This is a genomic window from Chryseobacterium sp. CS2K3, assembly GCF_059515185.1.
This window is the reverse complement of sequence record NZ_JCAKRW010000004.1, coordinates 176,263-191,017: the sequence shown is the minus strand read 5'-3', so window position 1 is coordinate 191,017 and position 14,755 is coordinate 176,263. Positions and strand designations below refer to the sequence as shown.

General features: G+C 36.5%; 11 protein-coding genes. 9 read left to right on the top strand and 2 right to left on the bottom strand.

What is annotated here, in order from left to right; all coding sequences use genetic code 11:
• Window position 1 precedes the first annotated feature (1 nt).
• Window positions 2-1,942, bottom strand: a complete 1,941-nt coding sequence (gene glgB / locus AC5YGG_RS08265) for a 1,4-alpha-glucan branching protein GlgB (protein ID WP_496144051.1) — start codon at window positions 1,940-1,942, stop codon at window positions 2-4.
• 201 nt (window positions 1,943-2,143) lie between these two features.
• Here glgB and AC5YGG_RS08260 point away from each other — a divergent pair, with 201 nt between their 5' ends.
• From AC5YGG_RS08260 to AC5YGG_RS08220, 9 genes are all read left to right on the top strand, one after another.
• The gene (locus AC5YGG_RS08260; RefSeq protein WP_496144270.1) at window positions 2,144-3,265 is read left to right on the top strand and encodes an alpha/beta hydrolase-fold protein; all 1,122 of its coding nucleotides are present in this window, start codon (window positions 2,144-2,146) and stop codon (window positions 3,263-3,265) included.
• 5 nt (window positions 3,266-3,270) lie between these two features.
• Complete coding sequence (locus tag AC5YGG_RS08255; protein ID WP_496144050.1) at window positions 3,271-4,686, top strand: leucyl aminopeptidase family protein; 1,416 nt, start codon at window positions 3,271-3,273, stop codon at window positions 4,684-4,686.
• A gap of 141 nt (window positions 4,687-4,827) precedes the next feature.
• Window positions 4,828-6,042 carry an ATP-grasp domain-containing protein gene (locus tag AC5YGG_RS08250; RefSeq protein ID WP_496144049.1) on the top strand — a complete coding sequence of 405 codons (1,215 nt, stop codon included), beginning with the start codon at window positions 4,828-4,830 and terminating at the stop codon, window positions 6,040-6,042.
• A gap of 23 nt (window positions 6,043-6,065) precedes the next feature.
• Entirely contained in the window at window positions 6,066-6,779 is a 714-nt protein-coding gene (locus AC5YGG_RS08245; RefSeq protein WP_496144048.1) for an alpha/beta hydrolase-fold protein, read from the top strand.
• Window positions 6,780-7,067: 288 nt separating this feature from the next.
• Window positions 7,068-8,021, top strand: coding sequence for an ATP-grasp domain-containing protein (locus tag AC5YGG_RS08240; RefSeq protein WP_496144047.1), 954 nt, complete (start codon window positions 7,068-7,070; stop codon window positions 8,019-8,021).
• A 29-nt stretch (window positions 8,022-8,050) separates the two neighbouring features.
• Entirely contained in the window at window positions 8,051-9,169 is a 1,119-nt protein-coding gene (locus AC5YGG_RS08235; protein WP_496144046.1) for a carboxylate-amine ligase, read from the top strand.
• 31 nt (window positions 9,170-9,200) lie between these two features.
• A complete protein-coding gene (locus AC5YGG_RS08230; RefSeq protein WP_496144045.1) occupies window positions 9,201-10,034 on the top strand; it encodes a type 1 glutamine amidotransferase in 834 nt (277 codons plus the stop codon).
• A 205-nt stretch (window positions 10,035-10,239) separates the two neighbouring features.
• Window positions 10,240-11,424 carry a hypothetical protein gene (locus AC5YGG_RS08225; RefSeq protein ID WP_496144044.1) on the top strand — a complete coding sequence of 395 codons (1,185 nt, stop codon included), beginning with the start codon at window positions 10,240-10,242 and terminating at the stop codon, window positions 11,422-11,424.
• A gap of 110 nt (window positions 11,425-11,534) precedes the next feature.
• The gene (locus AC5YGG_RS08220) at window positions 11,535-12,026 is read left to right on the top strand and encodes a MepB family protein (protein ID WP_496144043.1); all 492 of its coding nucleotides are present in this window, start codon (window positions 11,535-11,537) and stop codon (window positions 12,024-12,026) included.
• A 68-nt stretch (window positions 12,027-12,094) separates the two neighbouring features.
• Here the strand turns inward: AC5YGG_RS08220 and cphA are convergent, their stop codons facing one another.
• Entirely contained in the window at window positions 12,095-14,725 is a 2,631-nt protein-coding gene (gene cphA, locus AC5YGG_RS08215) for a cyanophycin synthetase (protein ID WP_496144042.1), read from the bottom strand.
• Window positions 14,726-14,755 lie beyond the last annotated feature (30 nt).

The following is a 14,755-nucleotide window of genomic DNA, read 5'->3' as shown; positions in this document are numbered from 1 at the left end:
TTTATCTTTTGTATTTGATTCTGTGTAATTTATACTTTTTATCTTTTTTCTGTCTCAAAATAATTCCTGCCAATGGAGGAAGTTTTATAGTCATGAACTTTTCGTGATCTCCTTCATACTTTTCTCCTATGATCTCTGCTTCTACTCCGCTTCCGTTGTATTCTTCATGATCAGAGTTAAAAATGACTTCCCAATGGGTTCCGCCAGGAATTTTTATTTTATAATCCAGGACTTTGGGAGCAAGATTTAATACTGTCATCAAGACATCATCTTTTCTTTTTCCTTTCCTAAGATAAACATAAACTGAATTTTCAAGATCATCTGCCTCTATCCATTCAAAACCATTTTTTTCAAACTGATTTTCGTAAAAAGCAGACTCTGTTGTATATAAATGATTGAGCTTCTTTACCAAATTCTGCAATCCTTTATGAACAGGATATTTTAATAAGTCCCAGTCTAAGCTTTGGGTAAAGTTCCATTCACCCGTCTGCCCGAATTCATCACCCATAAAAAGCAGCTTTGCCCCCGGATGGGTATACATATAAACATATAAGGTACGGAGATTAGCAAATTTCTGCCATTCATCCCCTTTCATTTTGTAAATAAGGCTTGCTTTTCCATGTACCACTTCATCATGTGACAAAGGCATCATATAATTTTCATTATACATATACATGGACGCAAACGTAAGTTTATGATGGTGATATTTCCTGTTTTCGAAATCTTCTTTAAAATAATCGAGCGTATCATGCATCCACCCCATCATCCATTTCATTCCAAAACCTACTCCGCCATCATGCACAGGTTTGGTAAGCATAGGAAAATCTGAACTTTCTTCGGCAATGGTCATGATGCTGTCTCCAAATTCTTTATAAACAGCAGTATTGAACTCCTGTAGAAAGGCTTTAGCTTCGAGATTTACATTTCCACCATATATATTAGGTTCCCAATCGCCTTCGTTTCTTGAATAATCCAGATGAAGCATTGAGGTAACTGCATCTACGCGCAATCCGTCTGCATGATAACGATCCAGCCAAAACATTGCATTGGAAATCAGAAAAGATTTAACCTCATTTCTCCCATAGTTGAAAATATAGGACTTCCAGTCAGGATGAAAGCCTTTCTTCGGATCTTCATGTTCGTATAAGTGAGATCCATCAAAACGATACAGCCCATTAGCATCTCCCGGAAAATGGGAAGGTACCCAATCCAGAATAACGCCTATATTATTTTTATGAAGTTCATCAATCAGATACATTAAATCCTGTGGGGATCCGAACCGTGAAGTTGCGGCATAAAATCCTGTGATCTGATAGCCCCAGCTTGGATCATACGGATATTCCATTACAGGCATCAGCTCTACATGCGTAAAACCCATTTCTTTGATATAAGGAACAAGTTTCTTTGCGATATCCCGATAATTCAAAAAACGTTTAGGATCATTTTCATCTCTTATCCATGAAGCTAAATGAAGCTCGTAAACAGATATAGGAGCTTGCAGACTATTTTTCTTCCATCGGCTTTCCATCCATTCCTTATCATTCCATTCATACCAAGTGGTAGAAACTAATGATGCAGCCTGAATATTCTGTTCCCAGCTTAATGCATAAGGATCACTTTTTTCTAAAATTTCACCTCTTGCCGTTTCAACAGCATATTTATATAAGGTTCCCCAGGCTAGCTCATCAATAAAACCTTCCCAGATTCCTGAACCATCCCATCTTGGGAATAAAATATGATCTTTATGATTCCAATTATTGAAATTTCCTATAACAGAAACTTTTTTTGCATTAGGTGCCCAGACTGAAAAATAAACTCCTTTTACGCCATCTTTTTCAACAGAATGTGAACCAAATTTACCATACAGCTTATAGTGCCTACCTTCCTTAAAAAGATAGACATCGTGATCGGTAAAAAGCGTATAGGTTTTAACAGAATTCATCAAGATCCGTTTGTATTTATTTTTTCCCTGAAACTACGAAAAATACTGACAATAGCGGTTAACTATTCATCAAATAATTATCAAGCCAGTCTCCTTCTTTTGTCTGCTTATCAAATATATCATTTTTAAATTCACTTTTTTAGGATTCCAAAACAAACTTTTTTATAAATTTAACAAACAATTTTATATTAAACACCCATGATGAGGTTTGAACTTTATACTGAAGAAAAAGATGACAGACCAGTATTTATCACCGGAAATTTCAATAACTGGAACCCAAAAGATTATAATTACCAGCTTCAGCAGACAGATCCTGAAAATTATTTTATAGAAATAGATATCCAGGCACTTCCGGATGATATTGAGTATAAGTTCACAAAAGGTGGCTGGGAAAACGTTGAACTGGATAAGCATGGAAATATAACACCCAACAGAAAAGCAGATAAATCTATAGAAAAAACCTCTGATAAGGTAGAAAAATGGAGATTAAACTGGGGACCTTTTAAAGAAGAGTTTTTTCCCACCGCTGAAGTGATTTCCGAAAAATTTTACATTCCGCAGCTTGACCGCTACCGTAAAATCTGGGCAGTACTTCCTTATGATTACCATATTTCTGATAAATATTATCCTGTTCTGTATCTTCAGGACGCTCAGAATTTGTTTAATGAAGGAAGTGGTTTCGGAAACTGGGAAATTGATAAGAAACTTTCTCTTCTTGCAGAATACGGACGTGGTGATATCATCATTATCGCTATAGAACATGGAAGTGAAGATCGAATCAAGGAATACATTTTTGATAATGATAACGTTGCAAACGGTTCAGAAGGAAAAAAATACATCCGTTTTATCACAGACACTTTAAAACCTTATGTAGACGCGAATTACCGCACCAAAAAAGACCGCGACAATACAGGAATCGGCGGAAGTTCTCTTGGCGCATTAATCAGTATTTACAGCGGCTTCCTCTATCCTGAGGTGTATTCGAAATTATTGATATTTTCACCTTCTCTTTGGGTAGAACCGAACAATAATTTTCCGATGATGAATTTCAGAATACCTTTTAAGACAAAAATATATTTATACGGTGGCGGACAGGAAGGCTCCAAAATGGTCAAAAGAATTCATATTTTTGAAGAATATCTGAAAAGATGGGAGAAAAAGAACCTTTTCGATTTTGAATTCAGAACCAGCATTAATCCGGAAGGAACGCATAGTGAGTTTTACTGGTCGCAGGAATTCCCGAGAGCTATTGAATGGCTGTTCTATGACAATACGGAAAACCCTGTAGAAGTAAAACCGCAACAAAAAAGCATTAAGAACTAGACGTTATGAAATTAATTAATAAAAAAAATAAAAATTATACTCAGATTTTCCATGTATTCACAGAAGAAGAATGGACAAAAGCAAGTAAAAACTTCAATAAAAATATCCCTACATTCTTTACCGGAAAAAAGCATGAGGTATTTATCAATGCTCATGAAGAAGGTATTACCTATTTTATTGGATTAGGAAAAGCTACTTTACAGAATTTTGAGATTCAGCAGGTTGCATTGAAATTTTCACAAGCCCAGAAGGAAAAACTACAGGCAGTTCCAACTTTAATGCTTGCCGATTTCCTTAATGAAAAACAATTTGAAGAGTTTGTAAAAGGGCTTTTAATAGGAACTTACAATTATCCTTTTGAAAAAAATCATCCTTTCTGGAATACAAAATTTGAACTTCATTTTGAAAATTTAAGTCAGAAAAAACTGGATGTCATTGAACAGAAAGCCGAAGCATTGAGTAATGGACAGATTGCCTGTCAGGACTGGATGAATAAACCTGCAAACCTTAAAAAAGCAGAAATCTTCAGCTCGTATCTTAAAAATGTTGCCAAAAAATACGAATTAAAGTATACGGCTTTTAACAGGAAAAAATGTGAAGAACTAGGACTTGGAGCTTATCTTGCCGTTAATCAGGCGAGTGCCCATGACGCTGCATTTACAATTTTGGAATATAAAACTACGGTCAAAAATGCCAAAACATTCGGATTAGTAGGAAAATGCGTTCTTTTTGATACCGGAGGAATTTCCCTGAAAGATTTCACAAATCTTCATTATATGAAATCCGATATGGGTGGTGCAACTGCTGTGCTGGGAACATTAATCTATGCTGCAGAAATGAAACTCCCTGTTAATATTGTTGCCATTCTTCCAATTACTGACAATGCCATTTCTGAAAAAGCACTGCTCCCAAGTGATGTAATTACTGCTTATAACGGAAAAACCATTGAAGTTCTTGATACTGATGCAGAAGGAAGACTGATCCTTGCGGACGGACTTTCCTATCTTGCCAAAAACTACAAAACAGATTTCCTGATTGATCTTGCCACTTTAACGGGAAGTTCGGTGAGAATGTTTGGAGATACTTGTGCTGCAATGTTTTCGAACGATGAAGATTTGAAAAATCTTTTAATTAAGACCGGAGATAAAACCAATCAAAGGCTATGGAACCTCCCTTTATGGGATATCTGGAAAGATGATATACAATCTGATGTAGCAGATCTGAAAAACATGTCTTTAAAGCCTGTTGGAGACTGTATCATTGCTGCTAAATTTCTTGAGCAATTCATTGAAAATCACCCTAAATGGGCACATCTAGATATAGCAGGAGTAGCCTTTGGAAGTGTAGGATATGCTAAGGAAAAAGCCGGCACTGGTTATGGAGTTCAGTTATTGGTTGATTTAATCGAAAATTATCACTAAAAATTAGTTTATTACAAAAATTCTCTGTATACTTGATTATACATTTTTCAAAAGCGCATCATATTTTGTTTTTTAGTATTAATCAAACAATAAAGAAATGCTTTTATTTTTGAAAAATCATTAAAAACTAAAAAACATTATATGGAGGAGAAAATTATAGTATGTATTTCGTGCTATTACAAGGGCTATGATTTCATGGACGAAATGAAGACGCTCGGTAATAAAATCATCTTAGTAACATCAGAGAATCTTAAAGAAAAAAACTGGCCATGGCATGCCATTGATGAGGTGTTTTATATGCCCGAACTGAAACCATCAGTCTGGAATCTGGAACATTTGATTCAGGGATTTTCACACCTGATGAAAACCAGAAAAGTAGACGCAGTAGTAGCCCTCGACGATTATGATGTAGAAAAGGCTGCCCTAATCCGTGAGACTTTCCGTATTCCGGGAATGGGACAAACTACCCATCGCTATTTCAGAGATAAACTTGCCATGCGGCAAAAAGCCAAAGATTCCGGGATTAATGTTCCGGAATTTACCGCTGTGTTTAATGATGATACCGTGAATGAATTTGTAGATAAAGTTCCTGCTCCATGGGTTTTGAAACCACGCTCAGAAGCTTCTGCCTCAGGGATCAAAAAGATTTTAACCAAGGAACAGCTTCACGAGGCTTTGAATGAACTAGGTGAAGAACGTCATCTTTTCTTGTTGGAAAGCTTTAAACCGGGAGATGTTTACCATGTAGACAGCCTTACATTCAATAAAGAGATTGTATTTACTTCTTCTTCAAAATATCTGGCTCCTCCTATGCAGGTTTCTCATGAAGGCGGTGTCTTCAGATCTAAAACACTGGGACGATATTCTGAAGAGTTCAAAGCGCTTGAAGAGATCAATGCTAAAGTACTTTCCAGTTTTGGACTTCTCAACGGAGCTACACATACAGAATTCATAAAAGGAAAAGAGGACGGAAAATGGTATTTCCTTGAAACGTCTTCTCGAGTAGGCGGCGCACATATTCCAGATTTGGTGGAAGCTTCTAGCAGCATTAATATATGGAGAGAATGGGCAAAAATTGAAGATGCGCTTCTACGTAATAAAAACTATTATATTACACCACCTACAGGCTATTATTCAGGGTTAATTATTGCTTTAATTAAAGATAAAGAACCGAATTACAGTGACTTTGAATGTGAAGAAGTTGTAAGGTTTCTTCCGATAGATTATCACGTCGGAATTGTTTATAAATCCGATGATTCAAAAATTATTGAGGAAAGATTAGACCATACTGCAGAAAAGATCAATGCCGAAATGTTGAATATTCTCCCTCCTAAAAGCAATAAACTGAGTAGCTAAGATAACTTTAAAGAAATAAGTCAATGCCTCACATAGAACATACCGAATACTATTCCAATATATTGGGAACAAGCCTTAAGGTAGAAGTTACCGGACATGACGGACATCCAATCATTATGTTTCCGACTTCTCAGGGACAATATACCCAAAATCATGATTTCCACCTTAACGGAAGCATCAACTGGTTTGTAGAACAAGGAAAAGTAAGGCTCTATAATATCCAGACCATTGACAGCTGGAGTTTTTATGATGAAAAGATCTCTCCACAGCAAAGGATAAAAAACTATGAAAGATATATACAATTTCTGATCAATGAATTTGTTCCTTATATCCAGAAGCTTCACAAAACACATCGTGTAGCCGTTGCAGGATCTAGTTTCGGAGGATATCACGCTGCTAATTTTGCGTTCAGATTTCCTGATATTGTCTCGCATCTGTTTTGTCTCTCCGGAGCATTCAGTATAAGGAATTTTATGGATGGTTATTCAGATGATCTTGTTTACTTCAATTGTCCAAGAGAGTTTGTAAGAAATGATGAAGCATGGAAATATAAGCATATGCATATTGTATTAAGTACTTCTGATCAGGATATCTGTAAGGATAAAAATATTGAAATGGCTGAAATATTAAGAATAAAAGGAATTGAGTTCTGGTATGATGAAAGAAAATGGATCGGGCATGACTGGCCGTTGTGGAGAATGGTTTTTCCGACCTTTATCGGAGCTTATTTCTCTTAAATCGGATAGAGTTTAACCACAAAATGCACAAAAGTTTTTAACACTTAGTTATTTTAAGCAACTGCTAACTGTTTGAGAAGTGCATTTAAGTTTTTTTGAAAATCAAAGATTTTCAATTTTACCGCCACCATTGAAGACTTGATATTCTCCTCTTTTGGAGGGGTGGCAAATCAAAGATTTGAGGGGTTGGTTAAAGAAGCGAAATAATTTAAATTCTGGGCTGAAATTCATTTTTCATCACAAAAAAGATAAAATAGAAAAAATATACACCATTAAAAAACAAAAGTTATGACAAAAAAAGTAGGAATTCTATTCGGTATGGAGGACACGTTTCCGTGGGCATTTATTGATAAAGTAAATGAACTGGGAGGTGGAGATATCGTTGCAGAACCTGTTACCATTGACAAACTTGAACAGGGTGCCGACTATGGTTATGCCGTAATCATTGACAGAATTTCACAAGATGTTCCCTTTTACAGAGCATATCTGAAAAATGCAGCACTTAACGGTACTTACGTCATCAATAATCCGTTCTGGTGGAGTGCTGATGAAAAGTTTTTCAATAATGCATTGATGAGCAAACTTGGAATCCCATTGCCTAAGACCGTTTTACTTCCATCACATGAAAGACCTGCCAATACATCAGAGACTTCATTCAGAAACCTGAAATTTCCGCACGACTGGGAATATATATTCAACTATGTAGGATTTCCTGCTTATATGAAACCTCATGATGGCGGAGGATGGAAAAACGTTTACAGAATAGAAAATCCGGATGATCTCTGGAATAAGCTGGGAGAAACCGAACAATTAGTAATGATGGTTCAGGAAGAGATTATTTTTGATGATTATTACAGAGTGTATTGTCTTGGCAGAAAATATGTTCACATCATGCCTTATGAACCTAGAAATGCGCCTCATCTAAGATATGCAACCACGCATCAGACCGAAGGCGAAGAGCTTGAAAAATTATTGCAAACCATTCATGATTACACCATTACAATGAATGAAGCGCTGGGATACGATTTCAATACCGTGGAATTTGCCGTAAGAGACGGTATTCCTTATGCCATCGACTTCTGTAATCCGGCTCCCGATGCAGACAGAAATTCCGTAGGTGAAGAAAATTTCGCATGGATTGTAGAACATGCAGCAAAATTAGCCGTAGAAAAAGCAAAGCAATATGTTCCGGGAAAACCCAATATCACTTGGGGTACCTTTGTGAAGGATTCCATAAAATAACATGAAAAATAATTAAAAAACACAACACAATGCATCAGTTTACTATTGGAATCGAAGAAGAATATCAGATCATTGATGTTCAAAGCAGAGATCTTATTTCTCATGTATCCAAGATCATTGAAGGCGGAAAAGCCGTTTTGAGTGAAAACTTAAAACATGAAATGCACGAATCCATGATCGAAATGGAAACCGGAATCTGTCAGAACATTCAGGAGGCAAGAGCTGAACTAACCAGTTTAAGAAGACATCTGATCAATATCGCTCACGAACAAGGATTGCGTGTCTCCGGAGGCGGAACGCATCCTTTCTCACATTGGTCTGATAATAATATCACTCAAGGAGAAAGGTATGTAAAAATCGTGGACGATATGGGAGATGTAGCACGCGAAAATCTTATTTTCGGACTTCATGTACATATTGGAATTCCTAATCGTGAAGAAGGCGTAAGGATCCAGAATGTAATGCGTTATTTTTTACCCCATGTTTATGCCCTTTCCACCAATTCTCCATTTTGGATTGGAAGATATACAGGCTTTAAATCTTACAGACAGGAAATTTTTGTGAAATTCCCGAGAACCGGCATTCCGAGTTATTTTAACTCATTAGCAGAATTTGACAGTTATGTGGATCTTCTCGTAAAAACAGGAACTATTGACAATGCCAAGAAAATATGGTGGGATCTTCGTGTTCATCCTTTCTACCCTACCATTGAGTTCAGGATTTGTGATATGCCTTTAAGAATTGATGAAACTGTTTGTCTTGCCGCAATCATGCAGAGTTTAGTGGCTAAAATCTATAAACTTCACCAACAAAATTTGAGTTTCAGGAGCTACAGAAGACTACTATTGAATGAGAACAAATGGCGTGCGTCCAAAAGCGGTATTGAGGCTCATCTGATCGATTTCGGAAAAGAAGAATCTGTACCATATCCACATTTATTAAAAGAACTTTTGGAGTTTATCGATGACGTTGTAGATGATCTTGGTTGCAGAAAAGAAGTTGAATATGCATGGAAAATCCTTGAAAACGGAACCGGTGCTGACCGACAGCTCAGAATCTTTAAAGAAACTGGTGACCTCACAAAAGTAGTAGATTATATGATCTCCGAAACAGAGTATGGGATAACCCATGGCGAACCTGCTTCGTAATATTTTGTAACTTTACAAAAAATATGATGTAATGAAAGATATTCGAATTGCTCTGCTGGACATGAACAACAATCATGTCAATCAAGGCTTTAGAAACATTAAAGAAATTTCTGAAGCATTTCAGCAGAACTCTGAAGACAATGTAATCATCAAGACATTTGATGTGAGGTTTAAAGATGAAATGCCCAAAATAGGAGATTTTGATATTTTTATTTCTTCAGGCGGACCGGGTACTCCACACAGAGAAGGTTTCGAGTGGGAAAATAGGTTTGCAAACTTTTTAGATACTGTTTTTAAGCATAATAAATATAACGATAATAAAAAATATCTTTTCCTGATCTGTCATTCTTTCCAACTGGCTAGTATTCATTGGAAATTAGGAAACATCTGCAAAAGAAAATCCTATTCCTTTGGCGTAATGCCCGTTCACAAAACAGAAGAAGGGAAAAGTGAATTCTTATTTAAAAACCTTCAGGATCCTTTTTATGCAGTAGATTCTCGTGCTTATCAGTTTATTGAGCCGGATCATGACCGTTTTGAAGAACTGGGAATGACGATTATGGCAATTGAAAAATTCCGTCCTCATATCAATCTGGAAAGAGCCGTAATGGCAGTTCGTTTTTCGGACGAAATCTTCGGAACACAGTTTCACCCGGAAGCAAGTCCGGAAGCATTAATTGAAAACCTGAAAGACGACAAAAACAAAGAAGCGATGATCCAGAATTTCGGAATGGAGAAATATCTTGAAACGATGGACAGAATTGATGATGAAGATAAAATCATCCTGACCAGAAATCAAATTCTTCCGAGATTTCTTCAGTTTGCAAAAAAAAACATTCTGAAGGAAGCTGAGTTTTTGGCTTAAAAAGTGGGAAGCTGAAAGAGGGAGGCTACAGGTTACTAACAGTGATTAAACTTCTGGTCAACTTTTGATTTTAATTAGGTATTAAGTAAAATTGAACTTATTTTAAATTTCGACTTTCAAAACTTCTCTCTTCCAGCTTCTAGCTTCCATCTTATAAAACATCGGGCATTGCTGTTCGATTTTCTACCATCACAAAAGAAAAACTATGATCCCAAAATACAGGAAACAATTTAACCAGGAGTTTTCAGATAAAAAATACAAGCAGCTTAAGGATATTTTAGCACAAAAAAGTGGTATGGAACCTGCTTTCAGAGTTTCAGAGAGTCCTATTTTTCTGACCAAAGAATTTGAAAGTAAATTACTGAATGCAAGTGAAAGTATCATCAGCCAGATTAAAGCGCTTCCTGCTGAACTTCTTCAAAAAGCTGTTCCTGACAATTGCAAAGTTCCGAATGATACAGATCAGCCTCATTTTTTCACTATCGATTTTGGAGTATGTAAAAGTGAGAATGGAGAAATAGAGCCGCAATTGATAGAATTACAGGCTTTTCCTTCACTGTACACCTTTCAGAAAGCGTATGAAGATACTTTCTGTGAAGTTTATCCTTTTCTTTCGGATATCCGAAACACAATGCCACATGAAGTTTTTAAAAAGCATTTAAAAGATGTGATTGTAGGGGATGAAAACCCAGAACATGTTATCCTTCTTGAAATTTTCCCTGAAAAACAGAAAACAGCGATTGATTTTGCTTTAACAGAGAAATTATTAGGTATAAAAACAGTTTGCCTTTCCAAAATAAAGAAAGAAGGTAAAAAGCTTTTTTATGAAAATAATGGTAAGCAGACAGAAATTAAAAGAATTTACAATCGTGTGATCTTCGATGAATTGGACCGAATTCCTGATCTTGTTACGGAATTTGATTTCCGGGAAGAAGTGGATGTAAAATGGGTTACTCATCCCAATTGGTTCTTTAAAATTTCAAAATTTCTTTTACCATTGTTACAGCATCAATTTGTTCCAAAGAGTTACTTCCTGCATGAATTTCTGGAGCGTGAAAATCTTGAAAACTTCGTATTGAAGCCTCTGTTCTCATTTGCTGGAAGCGGTGTCAATTTGAATCCGACAAAGGAAATCACAGACGCAATTAAAGATAAGGAAAATTATATTTTACAAAGAAAAGTAAACTACGAACCTCTTTTTGAAGATATCAACGGAGAATTTGCGAAGGCAGAAATTCGTTTGCTATATGTATGGAAAGAAAATGATGATCGCCCTATTCTATTGGAAAACCTGGGAAGAATGACAAAAGCAGCTATGGTAAATGTTGACTTCAATAAAAAAGATGCCATCTGGATTGGAAGCTCTAATGCTTTTTTTGGAGAAGGATAAATGGGGAATTGAAGGTTGTACCTGATTAAACCACCCCGTAAAAATTAGCTTATCTAAACAGATGAGGTTTGCCAACCAATTTTAAACACTACATTTTAAACATAAAAATATTGAATTTAAAAACCATCGAAGAACAGCTTTTCCAACCTCTTGGATTAAAATGTTCAAATATTGAAGAAGATAAAGAATGCAGAGAATACTCGGGCTTTAATTTCAACGTCAATAATTGCAATATAAAGTTTAGGGTTTCAAAAATAACACCCACCAAAACCGGACAATTCGTAACTATCTGGAAAAGGAATACAACTGGAGAAACAGCTCCTTTTGACATCAATGATCATATTGACTTTTACCTCATCGCTTCTTTTAAGGAAACTTTTTCAGGTGTTTTTATTTTCCCCAAGGAAATTTTATTAGAAAAAGGAATTCTGTCAGACGGAAAAAAGACAGGAAAACGAGGAATAAGAGTATATCCTTCATGGGATAAAGCAGAAAGTAAACAGGCGCAGAAAACTCAGGATTGGCAGATCCAGTATTTCCTGGAATTCTCCGAAGAACAGGATAAGATATTTCAAAGAGCCAAAACATTATTAAAAATATAAAACAATCAGAATATTCTGTATAAAAAAATGGCTGCAAACATCGGTACAGCCACTTTCTTTATGATTTTTTAGATGCTTTTGTCATCTTCCAGTAATTCTCTTGTCTGATATTCCTGAACAAGATCAATTGCATTGGAAATTACATCGCTTAATGCAGTAATAAACGTTCCTTCTTCTGCCATTCCTATGGCATGTTTCAAAGCTTCGATTTCCTTAGGAATGATCTCATAGCTTACATCTTTCCCTGAAGCCTGCATTCCGTCAATAATCAATCCGTTGATTTCTTCTTCAGTTCTCCCACGAAGGTGCTTTTCATTTCGGATAATGATATGATCAAACATTCTTCCTGCGATTTTTCCACATTCCCTGATGTCGTTATCACGTCTGTCTCCTACCCCGGAAATAATTCCTATTTTCTTTGTGGATTCTACATTTTTAAGATAATCTTCAATAGCTTCATAGCCTGAAGGGTTGTGTGCAAAATCAATCAGTACTTTAAAGTTTTTGAATTTAAAGACATTCAGCCTTCCCGGAGTAAGCTGTGCACTTGGAATAAAAGTTCGTAATGAATTTGAAATATCTTCAATTCCAAATCCATGAAGATAACTTGCAAGGCTTGCTGCCAGTACATTCTCTATCATAAATCTGGCTTTTCCTTCCATGGTAATCGGGAAATCTTTTGCTTTACCGATTCTGATCTTCCAGTCACCTTTTTTAATGGTTACAAAACCTTCTTCATACACACAGGTAATTCTCCCTTCCTTCGCAAATTTTACGATATGCGGATTGTTCTCATCCATACTAAAGATCGCAACATTGCAATCCAGATCAGATATAATCTTCATGGAATATTCATTATCTGCATTCAGTACGCTCCAGCCGGTTTTCTTTACGCTGTCCAGCACTACTCTTTTTACTTTAGTAAGATCTTTTAAGCTGTGAATATCATTCATTCCTAAATGATCTTCTTCAATATTGGTTAATACTCCAATATCACATTGTGAAAATCCTAATCCTGAACGTAAAATTCCCCCTCTTGCTGTTTCAAGAACTGCAAACTCTACCGTAGGATCTTTTAAAATAAACTCTGCTGAAAGCGGTCCTGTAGTATCTCCTTTTGACAGCATGGTATTTTGGATATATATACCGTCTGAAGTAGTGAAACCAACTCTATAGCCATTACTTTTTACAATATGTGAAATTAATCTTGTGGTGGTGGTTTTACCATTTGTACCCGTTACTGCAATAATAGGAATGGTAAAAGGTTTTCCTTGGGGATAAAGCATATCTACTACCGGTGCAGCCACATTCCTTGGTAGCCCCTCACTTGGAGCAAGGTGCATACGGAACCCGGGAGCAGCATTTACTTCTATAATAGCCCCGCCACTTTCTTTTAAGGGTTGTGTAAGATTTTCAGCCATAATATCAATACCGCACACGTCCAGTCCAATGATCTTGGAAATTCTTTCTGCCATTGTGATATTTTCAGGATGTACCATATCGGTTACATCAATAGACGTTCCTCCGGTTGAAAGATTTGCCGTCGACTTCAGATAAACCACTTCTCCTTTCTGAGGAATGGTTTCAAGAGTATACTGAAGCTTATCCAAAAGTTCCATAGTGTCTTTATCTACATCAATCTCGGTAAGCACATTTTCATGACCGTATCCTCTTCTTGGGTCTTTATTTTCTTTATCAATAAGCTCCTGAATATTGAGTTCTCCGTCACCTATTATATGAGCGGGAACTCTTCTTGCTGCAGCCACCATTTTATTATCAATTACTAATACTCTAAAATCATATCCGGTAATATATTTTTCAACAATAACTTTCCTTGAATACTTCTGTGCATGCTCCAGTCCTATTTTGGCAGAATCCCAATCATTAACATTAATGGAGGATCCCTTACCGTGATTTCCATCCAGTGGCTTTAAAACAATAGGATATCCGATTTTTTTTATAACACTGTTCAGCCCTTCTTCATCCACAATCAGATCACCGATAGGAACCGGAATCGCAGCATCATGAAGCATTCTTTTTGTGAGTTCTTTATTGCATGCGATATCCACGGCTATAGAACTTGTTTTCCCTGTAATAGTAGCCTGAAAACGCTGTTGGTTTACTCCATATCCAAGCTGCACAAGTGAATTCGTTCCCAATCTTATCCACGGAATTTTTCTGGAAACAGCTTCTTCCACAATACTTCCTGTAGACGGACCAAGCCTTACCCGTTCGCGGATCTCTTTCAATTTCTGAATACATGCATCCAGATCATAATCTTTTCCTTCAATTAATGCTTCTGCAATCTTTACAGCTTCTTCTGCAGCATAGATTCCTACATTTTCTTCAAGATAATTGAATACTACATTATAAACTCCGGGAGTTTTGGTTTCACGGGTTCTGCCGAAGCCCACATCCATTCCCGCAAGGGTTTGTATTTCCAATGCGATATGCTCAATGACATGTCCCATCCAGGTACCCGTCTCCACTCTATGGAAAAACCCGCCTTCCACTCCTTCTGAACATCTGTGAGTGATCAGTGACGGAATCAAATTCTCTATTCTTTCCCTGAATCCATCAATTTTATTAGTGGGATAATTTTCCATTTCCTCAAGGTCTAATCTCATCTGGATCAGCTTTTTTCGTCTGATACTCCAGATATTAGGACCACGTAGTGCCTGAATCTTTTCGATTTTCATAGTCTATTGGCATTTTAACAGTTAATAATA

What these genes read in the sequence shown, in the direction of transcription:
- glgB (WP_496144051.1), bottom strand. Translation starts at nt 1,942, where the DNA reads ATGAATTCTGTTAAAACCTATACGCTTTTTACCGATCACGATGTCTAT.
- AC5YGG_RS08260 (WP_496144270.1), top strand. Translation starts at nt 2,144, where the DNA reads ATGAGGTTTGAACTTTATACTGAAGAAAAAGATGACAGACCAGTATTT.
- AC5YGG_RS08255 (WP_496144050.1), top strand. Translation starts at nt 3,271, where the DNA reads ATGAAATTAATTAATAAAAAAAATAAAAATTATACTCAGATTTTCCAT.
- AC5YGG_RS08250 (WP_496144049.1), top strand. Translation starts at nt 4,828, where the DNA reads ATGGAGGAGAAAATTATAGTATGTATTTCGTGCTATTACAAGGGCTAT.
- AC5YGG_RS08245 (WP_496144048.1), top strand. Translation starts at nt 6,066, where the DNA reads ATGCCTCACATAGAACATACCGAATACTATTCCAATATATTGGGAACA.
- AC5YGG_RS08240 (WP_496144047.1), top strand. Translation starts at nt 7,068, where the DNA reads ATGACAAAAAAAGTAGGAATTCTATTCGGTATGGAGGACACGTTTCCG.
- AC5YGG_RS08235 (WP_496144046.1), top strand. Translation starts at nt 8,051, where the DNA reads ATGCATCAGTTTACTATTGGAATCGAAGAAGAATATCAGATCATTGAT.
- AC5YGG_RS08230 (WP_496144045.1), top strand. Translation starts at nt 9,201, where the DNA reads ATGAAAGATATTCGAATTGCTCTGCTGGACATGAACAACAATCATGTC.
- AC5YGG_RS08225 (WP_496144044.1), top strand. Translation starts at nt 10,240, where the DNA reads ATGATCCCAAAATACAGGAAACAATTTAACCAGGAGTTTTCAGATAAA.
- cphA (WP_496144042.1), bottom strand. Translation starts at nt 14,725, where the DNA reads ATGAAAATCGAAAAGATTCAGGCACTACGTGGTCCTAATATCTGGAGT.